Below are 16,267 nucleotides of genomic sequence, written 5' to 3' on the forward strand. Positions count from 1 at the left end.
CAAGAGCGGGCATCGTGAAAAGTCTATGTCAAAGAAAGGGTTATGTTCTCATAATTGACGATTAAATCGCACCTTCCTTATAACGGCCACAGCGAGGAAAAAACCGTTGTGGCCGAAGAGAAGAAAAACACCCGCACGGTTTAGGGGTGTTTTTTCCCCCAGCCTTGCCACTCATTCGTGACATATTTCACCAGCGTGCTCTCACTGATGCTGTCCTTCACGACCGTAAAGAAGCGGCTGGCATAGACCGGTTCAGGTTTATGCGGCGCTTTGCACAGTTTCACGCCCCGGAACGGGTTACGCGGTGGCTGATTAGGCGGCGTCTGGCCCGGCGTTGAGGTGTCGACCTGTGGTTCATTCAACAGACTTCCCGCACGCACGAGAGTGATATCCGCAGGCAGGTTGTAGAGCATTTGTTGCAGCACGCGCACGGTTGTCGGGTGCGGGTGGCCGATGGCAATGGCAGAGCCGCTACGCCGCGCTAAATCCACGGCACGATTAAACTGATAGCGAATGTCGCTCTCGTTTTGCGTGTCATCAAGAAACACTTTGCGTTTGATGACTTTCACGCCCGTGCCGTTCGCGGCACGCATCGCCTGGCTGTTGCCGATGGTCATGCTGTCCAGAAAGTAGAGATCGTAGTGTGCCAGAACCTGCATCACCTTCTGCATACCAATCAGGCTGGAGGTCATGGCGCTGCCCATATGGTTATTTAACCCGGTGGCATACGGCACTTTGCTTACCGCTTCGCTGATGATGCGCTCAATCTCCGCGCTGCTCATATCCGGGCGTAGGGTATCTTTTTCCAGCGGCTGTTTGCTTAAGGGGGCCATAGGCAGGTGAATCAGGACTTCATGCCCGGCGTTATGGGCTTTGGTGGCCATCTCCCTTGCGTGCGGCGCGTTTGGCAGCACGGCAACGGTGACCGGCGCAGGCATGGCAATGACCTGGTTTTCGGTCTGTGGCCGATAACCGAAATCATCAATGACAATGGCGAGTTTGCCGGCAAACGCTGGCACGGAAAAAGCCAGTAGACTGGCAGCGACAATAAATACGCGACGAAATTGAAGCAAAACTTATCTTCCCAACCACGGCTGTGGATTGACCGCCTGACCCTGGCGGCGAATTTCGAAATAAAGTGAAGGTCTACCCTGACCGCCACTGCTCCCGACAAGGGCTATCGGCTGGCCGGCGCGGACTTGCGCGCCTACGCTCACCAGCGCGCTCTGGTTGTAGCCGTACAAACTCATATCGCCCTTGCCGTGCTCAACCACGACCACCAGGCCATATCCCTGCAGCCAGTCGGCGAGAATCACCCGCCCGTCGGCCACGGCTTTGACTTCGCTACCCTCAGACGCACCGATAACAATCCCTTTCCAACGTAGCTCACCCTGCAGCTGTTCGCCATAACGATGTAGCAACGGACCGCGAACAGGCCAGAAAGCCTGGCCGGATGGTGCACCCAGTCCGCCCGTTCGGGACATCAGGGAGCGTTCGCCTTCGGTAGGTTTGTAGGTGGTGCCTTTACGGGATGCATCCTGCTGTTTTTCACGCACGGCCTGGGCTTCGCGAGTTTCACGCTCGGCGCGCGCTTTGGCTGCGGCTTCGGCACGGGCCAGGCGATCGCGCAAACGAGATTCGTTCGCCCGCAGTTCACCTAACTGCTGCTGGCCTTCCTGAATGGATGACTCCAGCCCGGCGAGAGTTTTCTTACGCTCGTTGCGCGCCTGCTCAAGCTTCGCCTGCTGTGCTTTTTGTTCATACATCAGCGTTTGCTGCTGACTCTGCTTCTCTTCCAGCTCCGCCTTCTGCGTAGCGACCTCTTCGCGCGTTTGCTTAAGTTGCGCAATGGTCTCCTGCCGTGCCTGGTTCAGGTAGCCGAAATAGGCCTGCAGGCGCTGCCCGCGCTGGGTTTCTTCACCACTGAGGATCAGCTGAATACCGGTGTGTTGGCCCTGGCGGAAAGCGGCATCCAACTGGGCGGCAAGATTATGCTCTTGCGTCGCTTTCTGCTTTTCCAGTTTGGCGATGGATGCGTTCGTGGCATCGATTTGCTTATTGAGCTGGGCGAGGGTGTTCTGTGTTTCGCGTAACTGACGTGCGGCTGCGGAGATGGCGACTTCCTGCGCTTTCAGTTGCGCAAGCAGGCCGGAGCGCTGCTGTTGCTGCTGGCGTACGTCGCGTTCTTTTGCGGCGATATCCGCCTGAATGGATTTTAACTGGTCGCGGTCATCCGCGTGGGCAGAAAAGGCGCACAACAATGCTCCAGCGCTAAAAGCGCTGGCGCAAAGCAAAGGCCGGACTGCGGCCAATGTGACAGAAAAAATCGCCTTTCCCCTCATGGGGAGCGATTATTCCACGATGAACAGCGGCTTACCAGTCATCTCTTTCGGGATTTCCATGCCCATCAGGGTCAGCATGGTCGGCGCGATATCGGAAAGTTTGCCACCTTCAACGGCTTTCAGCTCCTTGTCACCAACGTAAATCAGCGGCACTGGCAGGTTGGTGTGCGCGGTGTGTGCATGGCCGGTTGCCGGGTCACGCATCTGCTCTGCGTTACCGTGGTCAGCGGTGATCAGCAACTGGCCACCAACGGATTCGACCGCTTTTGCGACCTGCTCAACGCAGTGGTCCAGCGCTTCAACCGCTTTGATTGCCGCTTCCATCACACCGGTGTGACCGACCATGTCGCCGTTCGGGTAGTTACACATGATGGTGTCGTATTTGCCGCTGGTGATAGCGCCAACCAGTTTTTCTGTCAGCTCTGCAGAGCTCATTTCCGGCTGCAGATCGTAGGTCGCCACTTTCGGGGATTTAATCAGAATGCGGTCTTCGCCCGGGAACGGTTCTTCCACGCCACCGTTGAAGAAGAACGTCACGTGCGCATATTTTTCCGTTTCGGAAATGCGCAGCTGAGTTTTGTCTTTCTTCGCCATCCACTCGCCAAAAGTGTTCGCCAGGGAAGCAGGCGGGTAAGCGCAAGGTGCTTTGATGTCTGCGGCGTATTCGGTCAGCTGGATGAAGTCGAGATTCAGCACTTTCTTACGCGCGAAACCGTCGAAATCGCTGTTGATGAAGGCACGGGTGATTTCACGCGCGCGGTCAGCACGGAAGTTCATGAAAATCAGGGCGTCCCCGTCTTCCATTGCCGCATCGGCCTGGCCTTCTGCGCGGATCACTGTGGCTTTCACGAATTCGTCGTTTTCATCACGGGCATAAGCTGCTGCCAGACCTTCAACGGCGGTGGCGAACTGGAATTCACCTTTTGCCAGCGTCATCAGGTCATAAGCCTGTTCTACGCGATCCCAACGATTGTCACGGTCCATCGCGAAGTAACGGCCAATGATAGACGCTACGCGGCCTTTGCCCAGTGCGGCAAACTTGTCTTCAAAGCGTTTCAGTGGGGATTCAGCGCTACGCGGCGGCGTATCGCGGCCATCCAGGAAAGCGTGCAGGTAGATTTTTTCTGCACCGCGTTCAGCGGCCAGTTCTACCATTGCCAGGATGTGGTCTTCGTGGCTGTGAACGCCGCCAGAAGACAGCAGACCCATAATGTGCACGGCTTTGCCTGCGGCAACGGCTTTATCCACCGCGCCCGCCAGCATCGGGTTGGTGAAGAAGGTACGCTCTTTGATTTCAACATCCAGACGGGTCAAATCCTGATACACGATGCGGCCCGCGCCCAGGTTGACGTGACCCACTTCGGAGTTGCCCATCTGACGATCCGGCAGGCCGACTTCCAGGCCGGAAGCATCAATCAGAGTATGCGGACGTTTGGCCCACAATGCGTCCATAACGGGGGTTTTTGCGCTGTAAATTGCGTTATCCTGCTGGTCTTCACGGTAGCCGTAGCCATCCAGAATCACCAGTACCATAGGTTTTTTAGAAACCGACATTGCGACAACCTCATGCTCAAAGACAAAAAAATTTGCGTAATTTTACTACAGCTGAATCGATAAAATAGCCGCAGAAGATCAAAGAATACCGCCGCACGAGGGTAGGATTTCACGGCGTTGATGAATTTTTTTCGTAACAGTCCGCAGAAAATGCATTCCATTACGCTCGCTGGCTGTATTTGCTACAGCGCACAGGTATACTCCTTTCCTGGTTTTTCATCACTGATTCGGGAGCTGTTACCCCCCATGCAAGAAATTATGCAATTTGTTAGTCGCCACCCCATACTTTGCCTCGCCTGGATTGTATTACTGGGGGCGGTGCTGTTCATGACCTTCAAAGGCTTTGCCTCGAAAGTGAAAGTGATCACTCGCGGTGAAGCGACGCGTCTTATCAACAAAGAAGATGCCGTGATCGTGGACTTGCGCCAGCGCGATGATTTCCGAAAAGGTCATATCGCAGGTTCAGTGAATTTGCTGCCAACTGAAATCAAAGCCAATAATGTAGGTGAACTTGAGAAACACAAAAGCAAACCGGTTATCGTCGTGGACGGCTCCGGAATGCAGGCTCAGGAACCTGCTAACGCACTGACCAAAGCCGGTTTTGAGCAGGTGTTCGTGCTCAAAGAAGGCATCGCGGGCTGGAGCGGCGAGAATCTTCCGCTGGTACGTGGTAAGTAATATTCAGAGGAACAGTCATGGCCAATATTGAGATCTACACCAAAGCAACCTGTCCGTTTTGCCATCGCGCAAAAGCGCTGCTGAGCAGCAAAGGCGTTTCTTTTGAAGAACTGCCGATCGATGGGGACGCGGTTAAACGTGAAGAGATGATTCAACGTAGTGGCCGCACGACGGTACCGCAGATTTTTATCGATGCACAGCACATTGGCGGCTGTGATGATTTACATGCGCTGGACGCGCGCGGTGGGCTCGATCCGCTGTTGCGTTAATGCATAGACGAAGTGATTCACGTTGCATCAAGGCCGACAAACAGAGGCAGCCTGAAGATTAAAGCGTATCAAGGACAACACTTAAGGGTTTTTAGACATGTCAGAACAAAATAACACTGAAATGACTTTCCAGATTCAACGCATCTACACTAAAGATATCTCTTTTGAAGCACCGAATGCTCCGCACGTGTTTCAGAAAGACTGGCAGCCGGAAGTGAAGCTGGATCTGGATACTGCATCCACTCAGCTGGCTGACGGCGTGTACGAAGTGGTACTGCGTGTTACCGTTACCGCTTCCCTGGGCGAAGAAACTGGCTTCCTGTGTGAAGTACAGCAAGGCGGCATCTTCTCCATCGAAGGCATTGATGGTACCCAGATGGCTCATTGCCTCGGTGCGTATTGCCCGAACATTCTGTTCCCTTACGCGCGTGAGTGCATCACCAGCCTGGTTTCCCGCGGTACTTTCCCGCAACTGAACCTTGCGCCGGTTAACTTTGATGCGCTGTTCATGAACTATCTGCAACAGCAGTCTGGCGAAGGTGCTGAACAACATCAGGATGCCTGATGAACGCACGCAATGCTGAAATGACTGTGATCGGTGCCGGCTCTTACGGCACCGCTCTTGCCATCACACTGGCAAGAAATGGCCACCAGGTCGTTCTCTGGGGCCATGACCCGAAGCACATCGCGACGCTGCAACATGTTCGTTGCAATGTGGCCTTCCTTCCCGATGTGCCTTTCCCCGATACGCTGCAGCTGGAAAGCGACCTGGCGACCGCGCTGGCGATGAGCCGCAACATTCTTGTTGTGGTCCCAAGCCATGTGTTTGGCAACGTTTTGCAGCAGATTAAACCGCTGATGCGCAGCGATGCGCGTATTGTCTGGGCCACCAAAGGTCTGGAAGCCGAGACGGGGCGCCTGTTGCAGGATGTCGCCCGTGAAGTACTGGGCGATGCGATCCCTCTGGCGGTTATCTCCGGTCCAACCTTCGCGAAGGAGCTGGCGGCAGGCTTGCCAACGGCGATTTCTCTGGCGTCGACTGACCCGGTGTTTGCCGACGATCTCCAGCAGCTTTTGCACTGTGGCAAAAGCTTCCGCGTCTACAGCAATCCGGATTTCATTGGCGTGCAGCTTGGCGGCGCGGTGAAGAACGTGATTGCGATTGGTGCAGGCATGTCTGACGGTATCGGTTTTGGTGCTAACGCCCGTACGGCGCTGATCACCCGCGGTTTGACCGAAATGTCGCGTCTGGGCGCGGCGCTGGGTGCCGATCCTGCCACCTTTATGGGCATGGCGGGTTTAGGGGATTTGGTGCTGACCTGTACTGATAACCAGTCGCGCAACCGCCGTTTCGGCATGGCGCTTGGCCAGGGAATGGACGTGCAAACGGCCCAGGACCAGATTGGTCAGGTTGTCGAAGGCTACCGCAATACCAAAGAAGTTCGCGCCCTGGCGCATCGTTTTGGCGTCGAAATGCCAATAACCGAGGAAATTTATCAGGTATTGTATTGCGGAAAAAATGCGCGCGAGGCAGCATTGACCTTATTAGGTCGCGCGCGCAAGGACGAGCGCAGCAATATTTAGCACACACTTCATCCTTCATGCTGCCTCTTTGTTGGCTTCGGCTGCTCATCCTGGTCACTTACTCATGTAAGCTCCTGGGGATTTCCAGCCTTGCCGTCGCGACGGAGCAAGAATGATTTTGTGTTTATGTCCTCAGCCAGTTAAGCCGTGACTGGCTGAACTTATTACGTCTGGAGTAAGCAATGCCGTGTGAAGAACTGGATCTGGTCTGGAATAATATTAAAGCCGAAGCCCGGGCGCTGGCGGACTGTGAGCCGATGCTGGCCAGTTTTTACCACGCAACGTTACTCAAGCATGAAAACCTGGGCAGCGCGCTGAGCTATATGCTGGCCAACAAGCTGGCGTCATCCATCATGCCTGCCATCGCGATTCGTGAAGTGGTCGAAGAGGCCTATGCGGCCGATCCGGAGATGATCGCCTCGGCAGCCTGCGATATTCAGGCGGTGCGCACGCGTGACCCGGCGGTAGATAAATATTCCACGCCCTTGCTTTACCTGAAAGGGTTCCATGCGCTCCAGTCCTATCGTATTGGCCACTGGCTGTGGAACCAGGGCCGTCGTGCGCTGGCGATTTTCCTGCAGAATCAGGTGTCGGTGACCTTTCAGGTCGATATCCACCCGGCGGCAAAAATCGGTCGCGGCATCATGCTCGACCATGCAACCGGCATCGTGGTGGGTGAAACGGCGGTAATTGAAGACGACGTATCAATTCTGCAGTCGGTGACGCTGGGCGGTACCGGCAAAACCAGCGGCGACCGCCACCCGAAAATCCGTGAAGGGGTGATGATTGGCGCAGGGGCGAAAATCCTCGGCAATATCGAAGTGGGGCGCGGCGCGAAAATTGGCGCGGGCTCCGTGGTCTTGCAGCCCGTACCACCGCATACCACCGCCGCAGGCGTTCCGGCACGTATTGTCGGCAAGCCGGAATCAGACAAACCCGCGATGGATATGGATCAGCATTTTAATGGGATTAATCACGGGTTCGAGTACGGCGACGGCATTTGATTTATTGCCCGGAGGCGATGCTACGCATCTGTCCGGGCTACAAAACCGAGCGCTGTCTGGTAGCCCGGACAGGCGCTACGCGCCGCCTCCGGGAGAAAGCTGACTTAGCTACGCAATACTGCGCCAGAATATTCCAACTGGCGCCAGGCTTCATACACCACGACCGATACCGCGTTAGACAAGTTCATGCTGCGGCTGTCCGGCATCATCGGAATGCGAATCTTTTGCTGTGGCGGCAGCGCGTCCAGAATAGTGGCAGGCAAGCCGCGCGTTTCCGGACCAAACATCAGAAAATCCCCGTCCTGATAACTCACCGCGCTGTGTGTCGGCGTGCCTTTGGTGGTGAGGGCAAACAGACGCTCCGGCTTCTCGGCTTCAACAAACGCTGCATAGTCGTGGTGGCGCTTCACGGCGGTAAATTCGTGGTAATCCAGCCCGGCACGACGCAGTCGCTTATCATCCCAGGTAAAGCCCATGGGTTCGATGATATGCAGGCTAAAGCCCGTGTTGGCGCATAGGCGAATGATGTTCCCGGTATTGGGTGGGATTTCTGGTTCGAATAAAACGATGTTTAACATGCTGCCCCCTTGATAGCGGGGGCAGGATAGCAGAATTTTTCCTGACCCTCACCCCGGCCCTCTCCCTAAAAGGGAGAGGGAGAACACCCGGCAGCTCCGGGCGGTGAAATATAGCAAACCGCACGATGCAGTCCCCTCGCCCCTCTGAGGAGAGGGTTAGGGTGAGGGGAAAGGCACTGGTTTAAGCCGCATCCCCGTGCGACAACGGTGCCAGCGCCGCCGGAAGTTTATTCAGCTCCTGTACTAGCGAGTCTTTGCTGATTTCACTGATGGATTTCGCCCCGGTCAGGGTCATCGCCACCCGCATCTCTTTTTCGATCAGATTCAGCAGGTTTGTCACCCCGGCACGGCCGTGCGTCGCCAGCGCGTAGAGATACGCACGGCCCAGCAGCACAGTGTCTGCGCCCAGCGCAATCATGCGTACCACGTCCAGCCCGTTACGAATGCCGCTATCCGCCAGAATGGCGATATCCCCTTTAACCGCATCGGCAATGGCGGGCAGCGCGCGGGCGGAAGAGAGCACACCATCAAGCTGACGGCCACCGTGGTTAGACACCACTATCCCGTCTGCGCCAAAGCGTACCGCGTCCCGCGCATCCTCCGGATCGAGGATCCCTTTGATCACCATCGGGCCATCCCAGAATTCCCGGATCCACTCAAGGTCTTTCCAGGAGATGGACGGATCGAAATTGGTCGCCAGCCAGCCGATATAATCTTCAAGCCCGGTGGGTTTACCCAGATAAGTCGAGATATTGCCTAAATCGTGCGGCCTGCCATTAAGACCCACATCCCACGCCCATTGTGGATGGGTCACCGCCTGCCAGTAGCGGCGAAGTGCGGCGTTTTGTCCACTCATGCCGGAGTGCGCGTCGCGATAACGCGCCCCTGGTGTCGGCATATCAACGGTGAAAACCAGCGTGGAGCAGCCCGCCGCTTTCGCACGCTCCAGCGCATTGCGCATAAATCCGCGATCGCGCAGGACGTACAGCTGGAACCACATTGGGTGTTTGATGGTGGGGGCCACTTCTTCAATCGGACAGACGGAAACGGTCGATAAGGTAAACGGAATCCCTTTCGCATCCGCCGCGCCTGCCGCCTGGACTTCACCGCGACGCGCGTACATGCCGCAGAGCCCCACGGGAGCCAGTGCGACGGGCATAGAGAGCTTCTCGTTAAACAGCGTGGTTTCCGTGCTCAGCGCTGACATATTCTTCAGCACCCGCTGGCGCAGGGCAACCTGGCCCAAATCTTCCACATTTCGACGCAGCGTGTACTCTGCGTAGGCACCACCGTCGATGTAGTGGAACAGAAAAGGGGGCAGAATGCGTTGGGCGGCAGCGCGGTAGTCGCTGGCGGCGGAAATGATCATGCTGGGTCTCCAAAGGGATGCGTGTGCCGTTCATTGGGCAGGCGAGTGATGCGCGCGCTGCGCGCCTGGTCTTCATCAAACTGACGAATCGTGGTGTGGACAAAACCGAGGTGCGCCATCATGGCGTCGCGCGCGTGCTGGGCATCACCCGCGAAAATGGCATCCATAATTTCCCGGTGCTGCCCGGTTAACTGGGTAAAGACGGGTGGAACCTGGTACATGCGCTGGCGGCTTTGTTTAACCGAGCTTTGCAGCAGATCGAAAAAGCCGCGCATGGTTTGTAGCAGGACGATGTTGTGCGAGGCCTCAGCAATGGCGAGGTGAAACCGCACGTCCGCCTGCGACGCTAAATCCGGGTCATCGACCAGCGTGGCTTCAAAGCAGAGGCGGATTTTTTCTTTCTCGATGGGCGTGGCGCGTAAGGCCGCATGCCAGGCGGTACTGCCTTCAATTGCATGGCGTGCTTCCAGAATATCGAAGCTGTAATCCGGGTCGTCTTCCAGCAGCGTCTTAAGCGGCTGCACAATGCTCTGTTCTGACCAGGCTTCATGCTGCCAGCGCACAAAGGTGCCACCGCCGTGTCGGCTCAGCAGAACCCCTTCGCTGATGAGTTTGGCGATCGCCTCCCGCAGGGAATTACGGGAGATGCCAAGCTGTAAAGCCAGCTGCCGCTCAGAGGGCAAACGCATGCCCGCCTCGAGCCCTTTTTCACGAATAAGCGTTCTGATTCGCCGGGCAACATCCTCAGAAAGCCGTTCAGCAATCGCGGTCATGGTCTGCTCCGTGTCAGTCAAATTCGGGGGAAAAGTGGTACTGCCAGTTACCAGCAGCACAACGCATAAGCACAAGGTTAATTGGCTGCTTTGTAATGGCAATGTTAATTTTATGTGATTTTGCGGGGTGTGAAGTGACACGCATTAATGCGTAAAGTGGTAGGGCCACTTGAAATCCATTCCATCAGGCTATCTTGCTTGCCAGTTTGAACCTGGGCAGTGCTCAAACTTCCTGCGCCGATTACGCCTGATGGGATGGATTTTTACGGAGAAAAAGGGATCCCCTTCGGTTAAGAAGGGGAGGAGATCAGAAATTGGTCTTCGAAAAACCTGTCATCTCTTTGAGGCCCATCTCGCGGCCCAGTGCGGTCATCGGGTGCACAACCACAATGCCACGCACGCTTTTCTTCAGCTTGCCGAGGTCGGCCTGCTCTTTTTTGGTGATGGCGCGCTTGAACGGCATGCTCACCAGCTTTTGCGCTTCTTTACTGAGCTTCTGGCTGTACTGGCCGCGCAGACGTTCGATTTCAGCTTCGATAGTCTCTTTTTCTTTCTCCAGCTCCGCGTACTTTTCGGCGGATTCAACCAGAGATAAAGCAGCCTGCTGGTGGCGAATGAGGTCGAGGCGGTCGCTCAGGCGTTTAATTTCGTTCTTTTCAACTTCTTTCATAGGAATGTGTTTCAGTGGATTAAAATATAAGGATACCGCATTGCGGCGAACAACCCCAGAAAAGCACGGAAACACTAAAAGTATCCCGCATGTCGGTCCATCTTATCTTTACGGTTGAGCGAAAAGGAGATGAGAAAATGGCTAAGTTAGGTGACAACACCCCGCAAATCATCGACAAAGCGATCGATTTTATGGCTTCCAGCCAGGCGTTTCGTGAGTATCTGGCACATAAACGTAAATTGGACCGCGTTCCTGACGACATCCCCGCGGAAAAAATCGAGATGTACCGGGAGCGACTGGAACATTATCGGAAACTTTATCGGCCCGCGTGTGCTGAGGAAGAAGAGGCAGAACAACCGGGAGCATAAACCCGGCGAGCTTATTTCTGGAACGCTTTTTTCAAGCTGATTCGGGAAATCAGCTCGGTCAGGGACAGCACCATGGTTGAACGAACGACCTGTTGGTAGCGTTGTTTTTGCATAGCGAACAGGTCGGGGTCGCTATTATCGAAGGGTGGCGTTGGCGGCAGCGCCGCCACGCAGTGTAATTCGCCAAACGGTCCCAGAATCTCATCATCGGTGAAGGAGTATTCTGTGCCGTCGTGGTTCAGCTCTTCACGTAACGCCATCAACAATTCCGCGTCTTCGTACTCATGCCGGCTAATAACGCCAAGCCCATAAATCAGTTTTAAGCGCACGGATAAATTGCCCAGCGGTCCATCTCCGTCAAGCAACGGCTCTACAGCGTATTTCACTGCATAGTCGTCTTTGCGGAAGACCTGAAGCACCAGAATATTCACCGCCTCGGTCAACAACTCGACGGCGGCAATCAGAAAGCTTCGTACGGTTTTGCCAGCATTCAGACGCTCGAGCACACGGTTTTCGAAAGCCTGTGTTAGTTCCATTATTGCCTGCATATCTGACAATCTTGTTAACAGGCGCGGGATGTCCCGCGCCATATTCGGCATCATGCCTTTGCGTTGTATGCGTTGACAGCTTCGGCTACCACGTCGCTTGCTGCGTCCAGATCAGAGATCTGCACCAGCGCGGCCTGTGGGCCTTTTTCTTCAATTAAGGTCGCTAATTCCTGCGCCTGCGGATCTTGTTCGCTGCGGTAATGCATGGCAGCGGCGATACCTTTGACCAGGTTCGCGTGCGGTAAACCGTATTCCAGCGTGCCGAGCAGCGGCTTGATCAGACGATCGCCTGCGCTCAGTTTACGCAGCGGCTGACGGCCTACGCGCTCAACATCATCTTTCAGGTATGGGTTTTCAAAACGACCAAGGATTTTTTCGATATACGCGGCGTGTTTGGCTGCATCGAAGCCGTAGCGCTTGATCAGAACCGCGCCACTCTCTTCCATTGCGCCTTTCACCACTGCACGGATGCTGTCATCCAGAATGGCGTCGCGAATGGTCTGATGACCGGTCTGTTGTCCAAGGTACGCGGTTATAGCATGCCCGGTGTTCAACGTGAAGAGCTTGCGCTCAACAAACGCCATCAGATTGTCGGTTAACTCCATGCCCGGGATGTTTGGCAGGTCGCCAACGAACTGAGTTTTGTCGACAATCCACTCGCTAAAGGTTTCTACGGTCACTTCCAGCGGGTCGTGGGTCGCAGATTCAGAAGGTGGAACAATGCGGTCTACTGCGGAATCCACAAAACCAACATGGGCTTCAACCCACGCTTTATCTTCTTCTGCCAGCGCGTTAAACACATGGCCTTTCAGCTGAGAGGTGCCGCGCACCATGTTCTCGCAGGCGATGATATTCAGCGGCGCTTCTACGCCCTGCGCTTTGCGTTTTGCTAGGCCTTTGGCGATGGCCGGGGCGATACGCTCCAGCACAACCGGGCCAACAGCGGTAGTTACCAGGTCCACAGAGGCAATCAGTTCAACGACGTCATCACCGATGCTGCTTACAGCGTTAACACCGGAAACGGTGTCGACCTGCTCATTTTCACCAACAACATGTACCTGATAGCTATGACGGGCATTAAGGGCGTCGAGAACCACCTGATTCACATCGGCGAATGTCAGCGTAATCCCCGCGTCAGCCAGCAGTTTGCCGATGAAGCCACGTCCGATATTACCTGCGCCAAAATGTAATGCTTTCATAGTCTTAACCTTCATCAATGTTTTTACCCGAGAGGGCTGGGGTGAGGAACCACGTAAAATTCTCCTCACCCGAACCCTCTCCCCAAAGGGAGAGGTATATCCGCTTTTTGGTTCAGGTGACAGGTGGGTTGGCTTCCTCACACATCCTGTTGGATGTGTGGTGTTGCCTGCCTTCCTGCCACCCGAATTATTCCTGGGATAATTCGAACATTATGCTTTCAGCAGAGTCAGTACTTCTTCAACGCTGCTGGTATTTGCCAGACGCTCGATAACGGTTTCATCATCCAGCGCGTTGGTCAGGCTGGTAATCACCTGAATGTGCTCGTTGTTGCGAGCGGCGATACCGATAACCAGGCGTGCGATGTCATCTTCTTCTTCACCGAAGCGAACACCTTCCGGATACTGGCAGAATACTACGCCGGTTTTCAGCACGCGATCTTTCGCTTCAACGGTGCCGTGCGGTACAGCGATGGACTCACCCAGATAGGTCGGGGTCAGTTTTTCGCGTTCCAGCATCGCGTCAACGTATTCCGGCTGAACATAACCGCCTTTTACCAGTTGCTCACCGGCAAAACGGATGGCTTCTTCTTTGTTACTTGCAGTACGACCCAGGAACACGTTTTCTGCACCCAGCTTGAACAGGTTGCTGTCGCCAGCATCAAAGCTATCCTGCAAGCTGGCCTGAACCTTTACGCTGTTGTCCGCGTGGCGCTGTGCTGCAACCAGGCGTTCAGTCAGGTTGGTATACAGGCCGCTGTCCAGGAAGTTGGTCAGTGAAATGTGCTGTGCCTGAGGCGCCTGACGCATAGCGCGCTCGGTCAGGTCACGGTGAGTAATCACCAGGTCAACGTCAGACGGCAGGCTGTTGATAGCGCTGTTGGTCACAGAGATGTTGGTCAGACCGGCATCATGGACTTTCTTACGCAGTACACCTGCACCCATTGCGCTGGAACCCATACCGGCATCACAGGCAACGATGATTTTACGTACGTGGCTCAGGTCGTTGGTCACGTCGCCAGCTGCCAGCGGAGTAGCGCCTTTAGACTGTGCCTTCATGTCCTGTACACGACGGGTAGCGGCTTCGATGTCTTCGTCTTCTTCTTTGACTTTGCTGGTTTTCAGCAGAATCGCGGAGATAACAAAGGAGACGATCAGCGCAGCGAAGATAGCCACGATGTTAGCGAAGTAAGCGCCTTTCGGCGTCATTGCCAGTACGGACAGGATGGAACCCGGGGAAGCCGGAGATATCAGACCACCGTTCAGCACGCTCAGAGTGAACACGCCAGTCATACCGCCGAGGATTACGGCCAGCAGCAGACGTGGGTTCATCAGCACGTACGGGAAGTAAATTTCGTGGATACCACCCAGGAAGTGGATGATAGCCGCGCCGCCAGCAGACTGACGAGCACTACCACGACCGAAGAACATGTACGCCAGCAGGACGCCCATACCCGGACCCGGGTTTGCTTCAATGAGGAAGAAGATAGACTTGCCGAGGTCATGAGACTGCTGAATACCCAGCGGCGAGAAGATACCGTGGTTGATGGCGTTGTTGAGGAACAGGATTTTCGCCGGTTCAACAAAGATGGACGCCAGCGGCAGCATGTCGTGCGCAACCATGAAGTTAACGCCAGCAGCCAGCACTTTGGACAGCACTTCAACCGCAGGACCGATGCCTTTGAACGCCAGCAGCGCCAGGATCATACCGATGATGCCAGCGGAGAAGTTATTCACCAGCATTTCGAAACCGGATTTGATCTTACCGTCTACAGCGGCGTCAAATTTCTTGATGCACAGGCCGCCCAGAGGACCGGCGATCATTGCACCCAGGAACATCGGCATATCAGCACCGACGATAACACCCATTGTTGTGATTGCACCAACCACACCACCGCGATCGCCACCCACCAGACGACCACCGGTAAAACCGATGAGCAGCGGCAGCAGGTAAGTAATCATTGGGCCGACGAGCTTCGCCAGCGTTTCGTTTGGTAACCATCCTGTAGGAATAAACAATGCGGTAATAATACCCCACGCGATAAACGCGCCGATATTTGGCATTACCATGTTGCTGAGGAAGCGACCAAAGCTTTACACTCTGATCTTGATATCGGATGACATAAAACACCCCTTCTTATGTTTGCTATCTCACAGGCCGGAAGCCCGAGGTTTTGTTGTTAACGTGGCGGCAGAGGTAGCCGGACCCATGATCTGTGCTGCGAAATCTCGCACCGAATCGACGAACTGTCCAGATGGCGCCATTTTATGTGATGTAGATCACGTTAATGCTGGGGGTATGCCAGTCAATGTAGTGATCTGCATCACAAAAGGAGTGTGTAAAAAAGAACAAAGGTGAAAAATTCACCGCGACATGGCTGTTAATGTGATGTTAATCACAATTGTTAGCTTCGGGTTTGTTGTTTGTTTGTGATCTTCATCACAAGATATTTTCGCCAGGAGTTTTCCGAGTGTGATCGGTCGCAAACTGTGGTTTTCGCTATCCTGACCCTCTGTAATTCCCTTTCAATTTCAGCGCCGCGCTGGACGCGATGCTCAATATAGTCAGCGGAGTTTTCACATTTATGAAACAGTCTGCGCGCGCTTTGGTCCGGGTAGTACATACTTAATGTTTTGTTGGCAAAAAGGAGAAGGCAATGAAACTCATCGGCAGCTATACCAGCCCCTTTGTGCGAAAAATATCGGTCATCCTGCTGGAGAAGGGCATCACCTTCGAATTTGTGAATGAACAGCCCTACAACGCCATCAACGGGGTGGCCCACTACAACCCGTTGGGAAAAGTGCCGGCCCTAGTCACCGATGAAGGTGACGTGTGGTACGACTCGCCGATCATTGCCGAATATATCGAACTGTTGGGCATCGCACCGGCTATGCTGCCGGCTGACCCTAAAGCCGCGCTGAAAATTCGTCAGATTGAAGCTCTGGCGGACGGCATTATGGATGCGGGGCTGGTTTCTGTACGTGAGCAGGCGCGCCCGGTTGAGCAGCAGTCGGAAACGGAACTCTTACGCCAGCGTGAGAAAATCAGTCGCGGCCTCGACACCCTGGAGAGCTATATCAACGAAGGGGCGCTACGTGTTGATGAGATGAACCTCGCTACCGTTGCTATTGCCTGTGCCATTGGTTACCTCAATTTCCGCCGTGTCTCCCCCGGCTGGTGCGTTGAGCGGCCACAGCTGGTCAAGCTGGTGGAAAATCTCTTTCAGCGTGAAAGCTTTGCGCGCACAGAACCGCCAAAGGATTGATGCCCGTTATGTCAGCCTGAACCAACTCGCTGTACAATCCCCTCATGTCGACCCCTCTCCTGGCGGGA

The 16,267-nt window shown here is 54.8% G+C and carries 16 protein-coding genes and 1 pseudogene; 7 read left to right on the forward strand and 10 right to left on the reverse strand.

The window, feature by feature from the left end:
• Positions 1-140 precede the first annotated feature (140 nt).
• Genes ACSZPU_RS03810 through gpmM form a run of 3 tightly spaced genes read right to left on the reverse strand, consistent with a single transcriptional unit; the run spans position 141 to position 3,896 of the window.
• On the reverse strand, positions 141-1,073 hold the full coding sequence (locus tag ACSZPU_RS03810) for a divergent polysaccharide deacetylase family protein (protein WP_498995631.1): 933 nt from the start codon (positions 1,071-1,073) through the stop codon (positions 141-143).
• A gap of 3 nt (positions 1,074-1,076) precedes the next feature.
• Entirely contained in the window at positions 1,077-2,342 is a 1,266-nt protein-coding gene (envC, locus tag ACSZPU_RS03815) for a murein hydrolase activator EnvC (RefSeq protein WP_498995634.1), read from the reverse strand.
• Between the two features lie 9 nt (positions 2,343-2,351).
• A complete protein-coding gene (gpmM, locus tag ACSZPU_RS03820; RefSeq protein ID WP_498995636.1) occupies positions 2,352-3,896 on the reverse strand; it encodes a 2,3-bisphosphoglycerate-independent phosphoglycerate mutase in 1,545 nt (514 codons plus the stop codon).
• A gap of 246 nt (positions 3,897-4,142) precedes the next feature.
• Here gpmM and ACSZPU_RS03825 point away from each other — a divergent pair, with 246 nt between their 5' ends.
• The 5 genes from ACSZPU_RS03825 (at position 4,143) to cysE (ending at position 7,431) form a co-directional block, all read left to right on the forward strand.
• The gene (locus ACSZPU_RS03825; RefSeq protein ID WP_498995638.1) at positions 4,143-4,574 is read left to right on the forward strand and encodes a rhodanese-like domain-containing protein; all 432 of its coding nucleotides are present in this window, start codon (positions 4,143-4,145) and stop codon (positions 4,572-4,574) included.
• 17 nt (positions 4,575-4,591) lie between these two features.
• Positions 4,592-4,843: a glutaredoxin 3 gene (gene grxC, locus ACSZPU_RS03830; RefSeq protein WP_498995641.1), complete on the forward strand. Its 252-nt coding sequence runs from the start codon at positions 4,592-4,594 to the stop codon at positions 4,841-4,843.
• 97 nt (positions 4,844-4,940) lie between these two features.
• Positions 4,941-5,408, forward strand: coding sequence for a protein-export chaperone SecB (gene secB / locus ACSZPU_RS03835; protein WP_498995644.1), 468 nt, complete (start codon positions 4,941-4,943; stop codon positions 5,406-5,408).
• Positions 5,408-6,427 (forward strand): NAD(P)H-dependent glycerol-3-phosphate dehydrogenase, encoded by a 1,020-nt coding sequence (gpsA, locus tag ACSZPU_RS03840; RefSeq protein WP_498995646.1) that lies wholly within the window; start codon positions 5,408-5,410, stop codon positions 6,425-6,427. The genes secB and gpsA overlap by 1 nt, the downstream gene beginning before the upstream one ends.
• A gap of 182 nt (positions 6,428-6,609) precedes the next feature.
• Positions 6,610-7,431 (forward strand): serine O-acetyltransferase, encoded by an 822-nt coding sequence (cysE, locus tag ACSZPU_RS03845; protein ID WP_498995648.1) that lies wholly within the window; start codon positions 6,610-6,612, stop codon positions 7,429-7,431.
• Positions 7,432-7,535: 104 nt separating this feature from the next.
• Here the strand turns inward: cysE and trmL are convergent, their stop codons facing one another.
• The 4 genes from trmL to ACSZPU_RS03865 form a co-directional block, all read right to left on the reverse strand.
• The gene (trmL, locus tag ACSZPU_RS03850; RefSeq protein ID WP_498995651.1) at positions 7,536-8,009 is read right to left on the reverse strand and encodes a tRNA (uridine(34)/cytosine(34)/5-carboxymethylaminomethyluridine(34)-2'-O)-methyltransferase TrmL; all 474 of its coding nucleotides are present in this window, start codon (positions 8,007-8,009) and stop codon (positions 7,536-7,538) included.
• Positions 8,010-8,190: 181 nt separating this feature from the next.
• Entirely contained in the window at positions 8,191-9,378 is a 1,188-nt protein-coding gene (gene lldD / locus ACSZPU_RS03855) for an FMN-dependent L-lactate dehydrogenase LldD (protein WP_498995654.1), read from the reverse strand.
• Positions 9,375-10,151 (reverse strand): transcriptional regulator LldR, encoded by a 777-nt coding sequence (gene lldR / locus ACSZPU_RS03860; protein ID WP_498995656.1) that lies wholly within the window; start codon positions 10,149-10,151, stop codon positions 9,375-9,377. The genes lldD and lldR overlap by 4 nt, the downstream gene beginning before the upstream one ends.
• Before the next feature lie 307 nt (positions 10,152-10,458).
• Positions 10,459-10,821, reverse strand: coding sequence for a YibL family ribosome-associated protein (locus ACSZPU_RS03865; protein ID WP_498995658.1), 363 nt, complete (start codon positions 10,819-10,821; stop codon positions 10,459-10,461).
• Positions 10,822-10,958: 137 nt separating this feature from the next.
• Here ACSZPU_RS03865 and ACSZPU_RS03870 point away from each other — a divergent pair, with 137 nt between their 5' ends.
• Entirely contained in the window at positions 10,959-11,189 is a 231-nt protein-coding gene (locus tag ACSZPU_RS03870) for a hypothetical protein (RefSeq protein WP_498995661.1), read from the forward strand.
• A gap of 11 nt (positions 11,190-11,200) precedes the next feature.
• Here ACSZPU_RS03870 and mtlR read toward each other — a convergent pair whose 3' ends face one another.
• The 3 genes and pseudogenes from mtlR to ACSZPU_RS03885 form a co-directional block, all read right to left on the reverse strand.
• Positions 11,201-11,788, reverse strand: coding sequence for a mannitol operon repressor MtlR (gene mtlR, locus ACSZPU_RS03875; RefSeq protein ID WP_498995714.1), 588 nt, complete (start codon positions 11,786-11,788; stop codon positions 11,201-11,203).
• Complete coding sequence (gene mtlD / locus ACSZPU_RS03880) at positions 11,788-12,936, reverse strand: mannitol-1-phosphate 5-dehydrogenase (protein ID WP_498995664.1); 1,149 nt, start codon at positions 12,934-12,936, stop codon at positions 11,788-11,790. Before mtlD ends, mtlR begins: the two co-directional genes overlap by 1 nt.
• Positions 12,937-13,146: 210 nt before the next feature.
• Positions 13,147-15,057: pseudogene (locus ACSZPU_RS03885) on the reverse strand (PTS mannitol transporter subunit IICBA).
• A 533-nt stretch (positions 15,058-15,590) separates the two neighbouring features.
• Between ACSZPU_RS03885 and ACSZPU_RS03890 the strand changes: the two are divergent.
• Positions 15,591-16,199 carry a glutathione S-transferase gene (locus tag ACSZPU_RS03890; protein WP_498995667.1) on the forward strand — a complete coding sequence of 203 codons (609 nt, stop codon included), beginning with the start codon at positions 15,591-15,593 and terminating at the stop codon, positions 16,197-16,199.
• Positions 16,200-16,267 lie beyond the last annotated feature (68 nt).

The sequence above is a fragment of the Phytobacter sp. V69 genome, assembly GCF_965644215.1.
Classification (GTDB): Bacteria; Pseudomonadota; Gammaproteobacteria; order Enterobacterales; family Enterobacteriaceae; genus Phytobacter.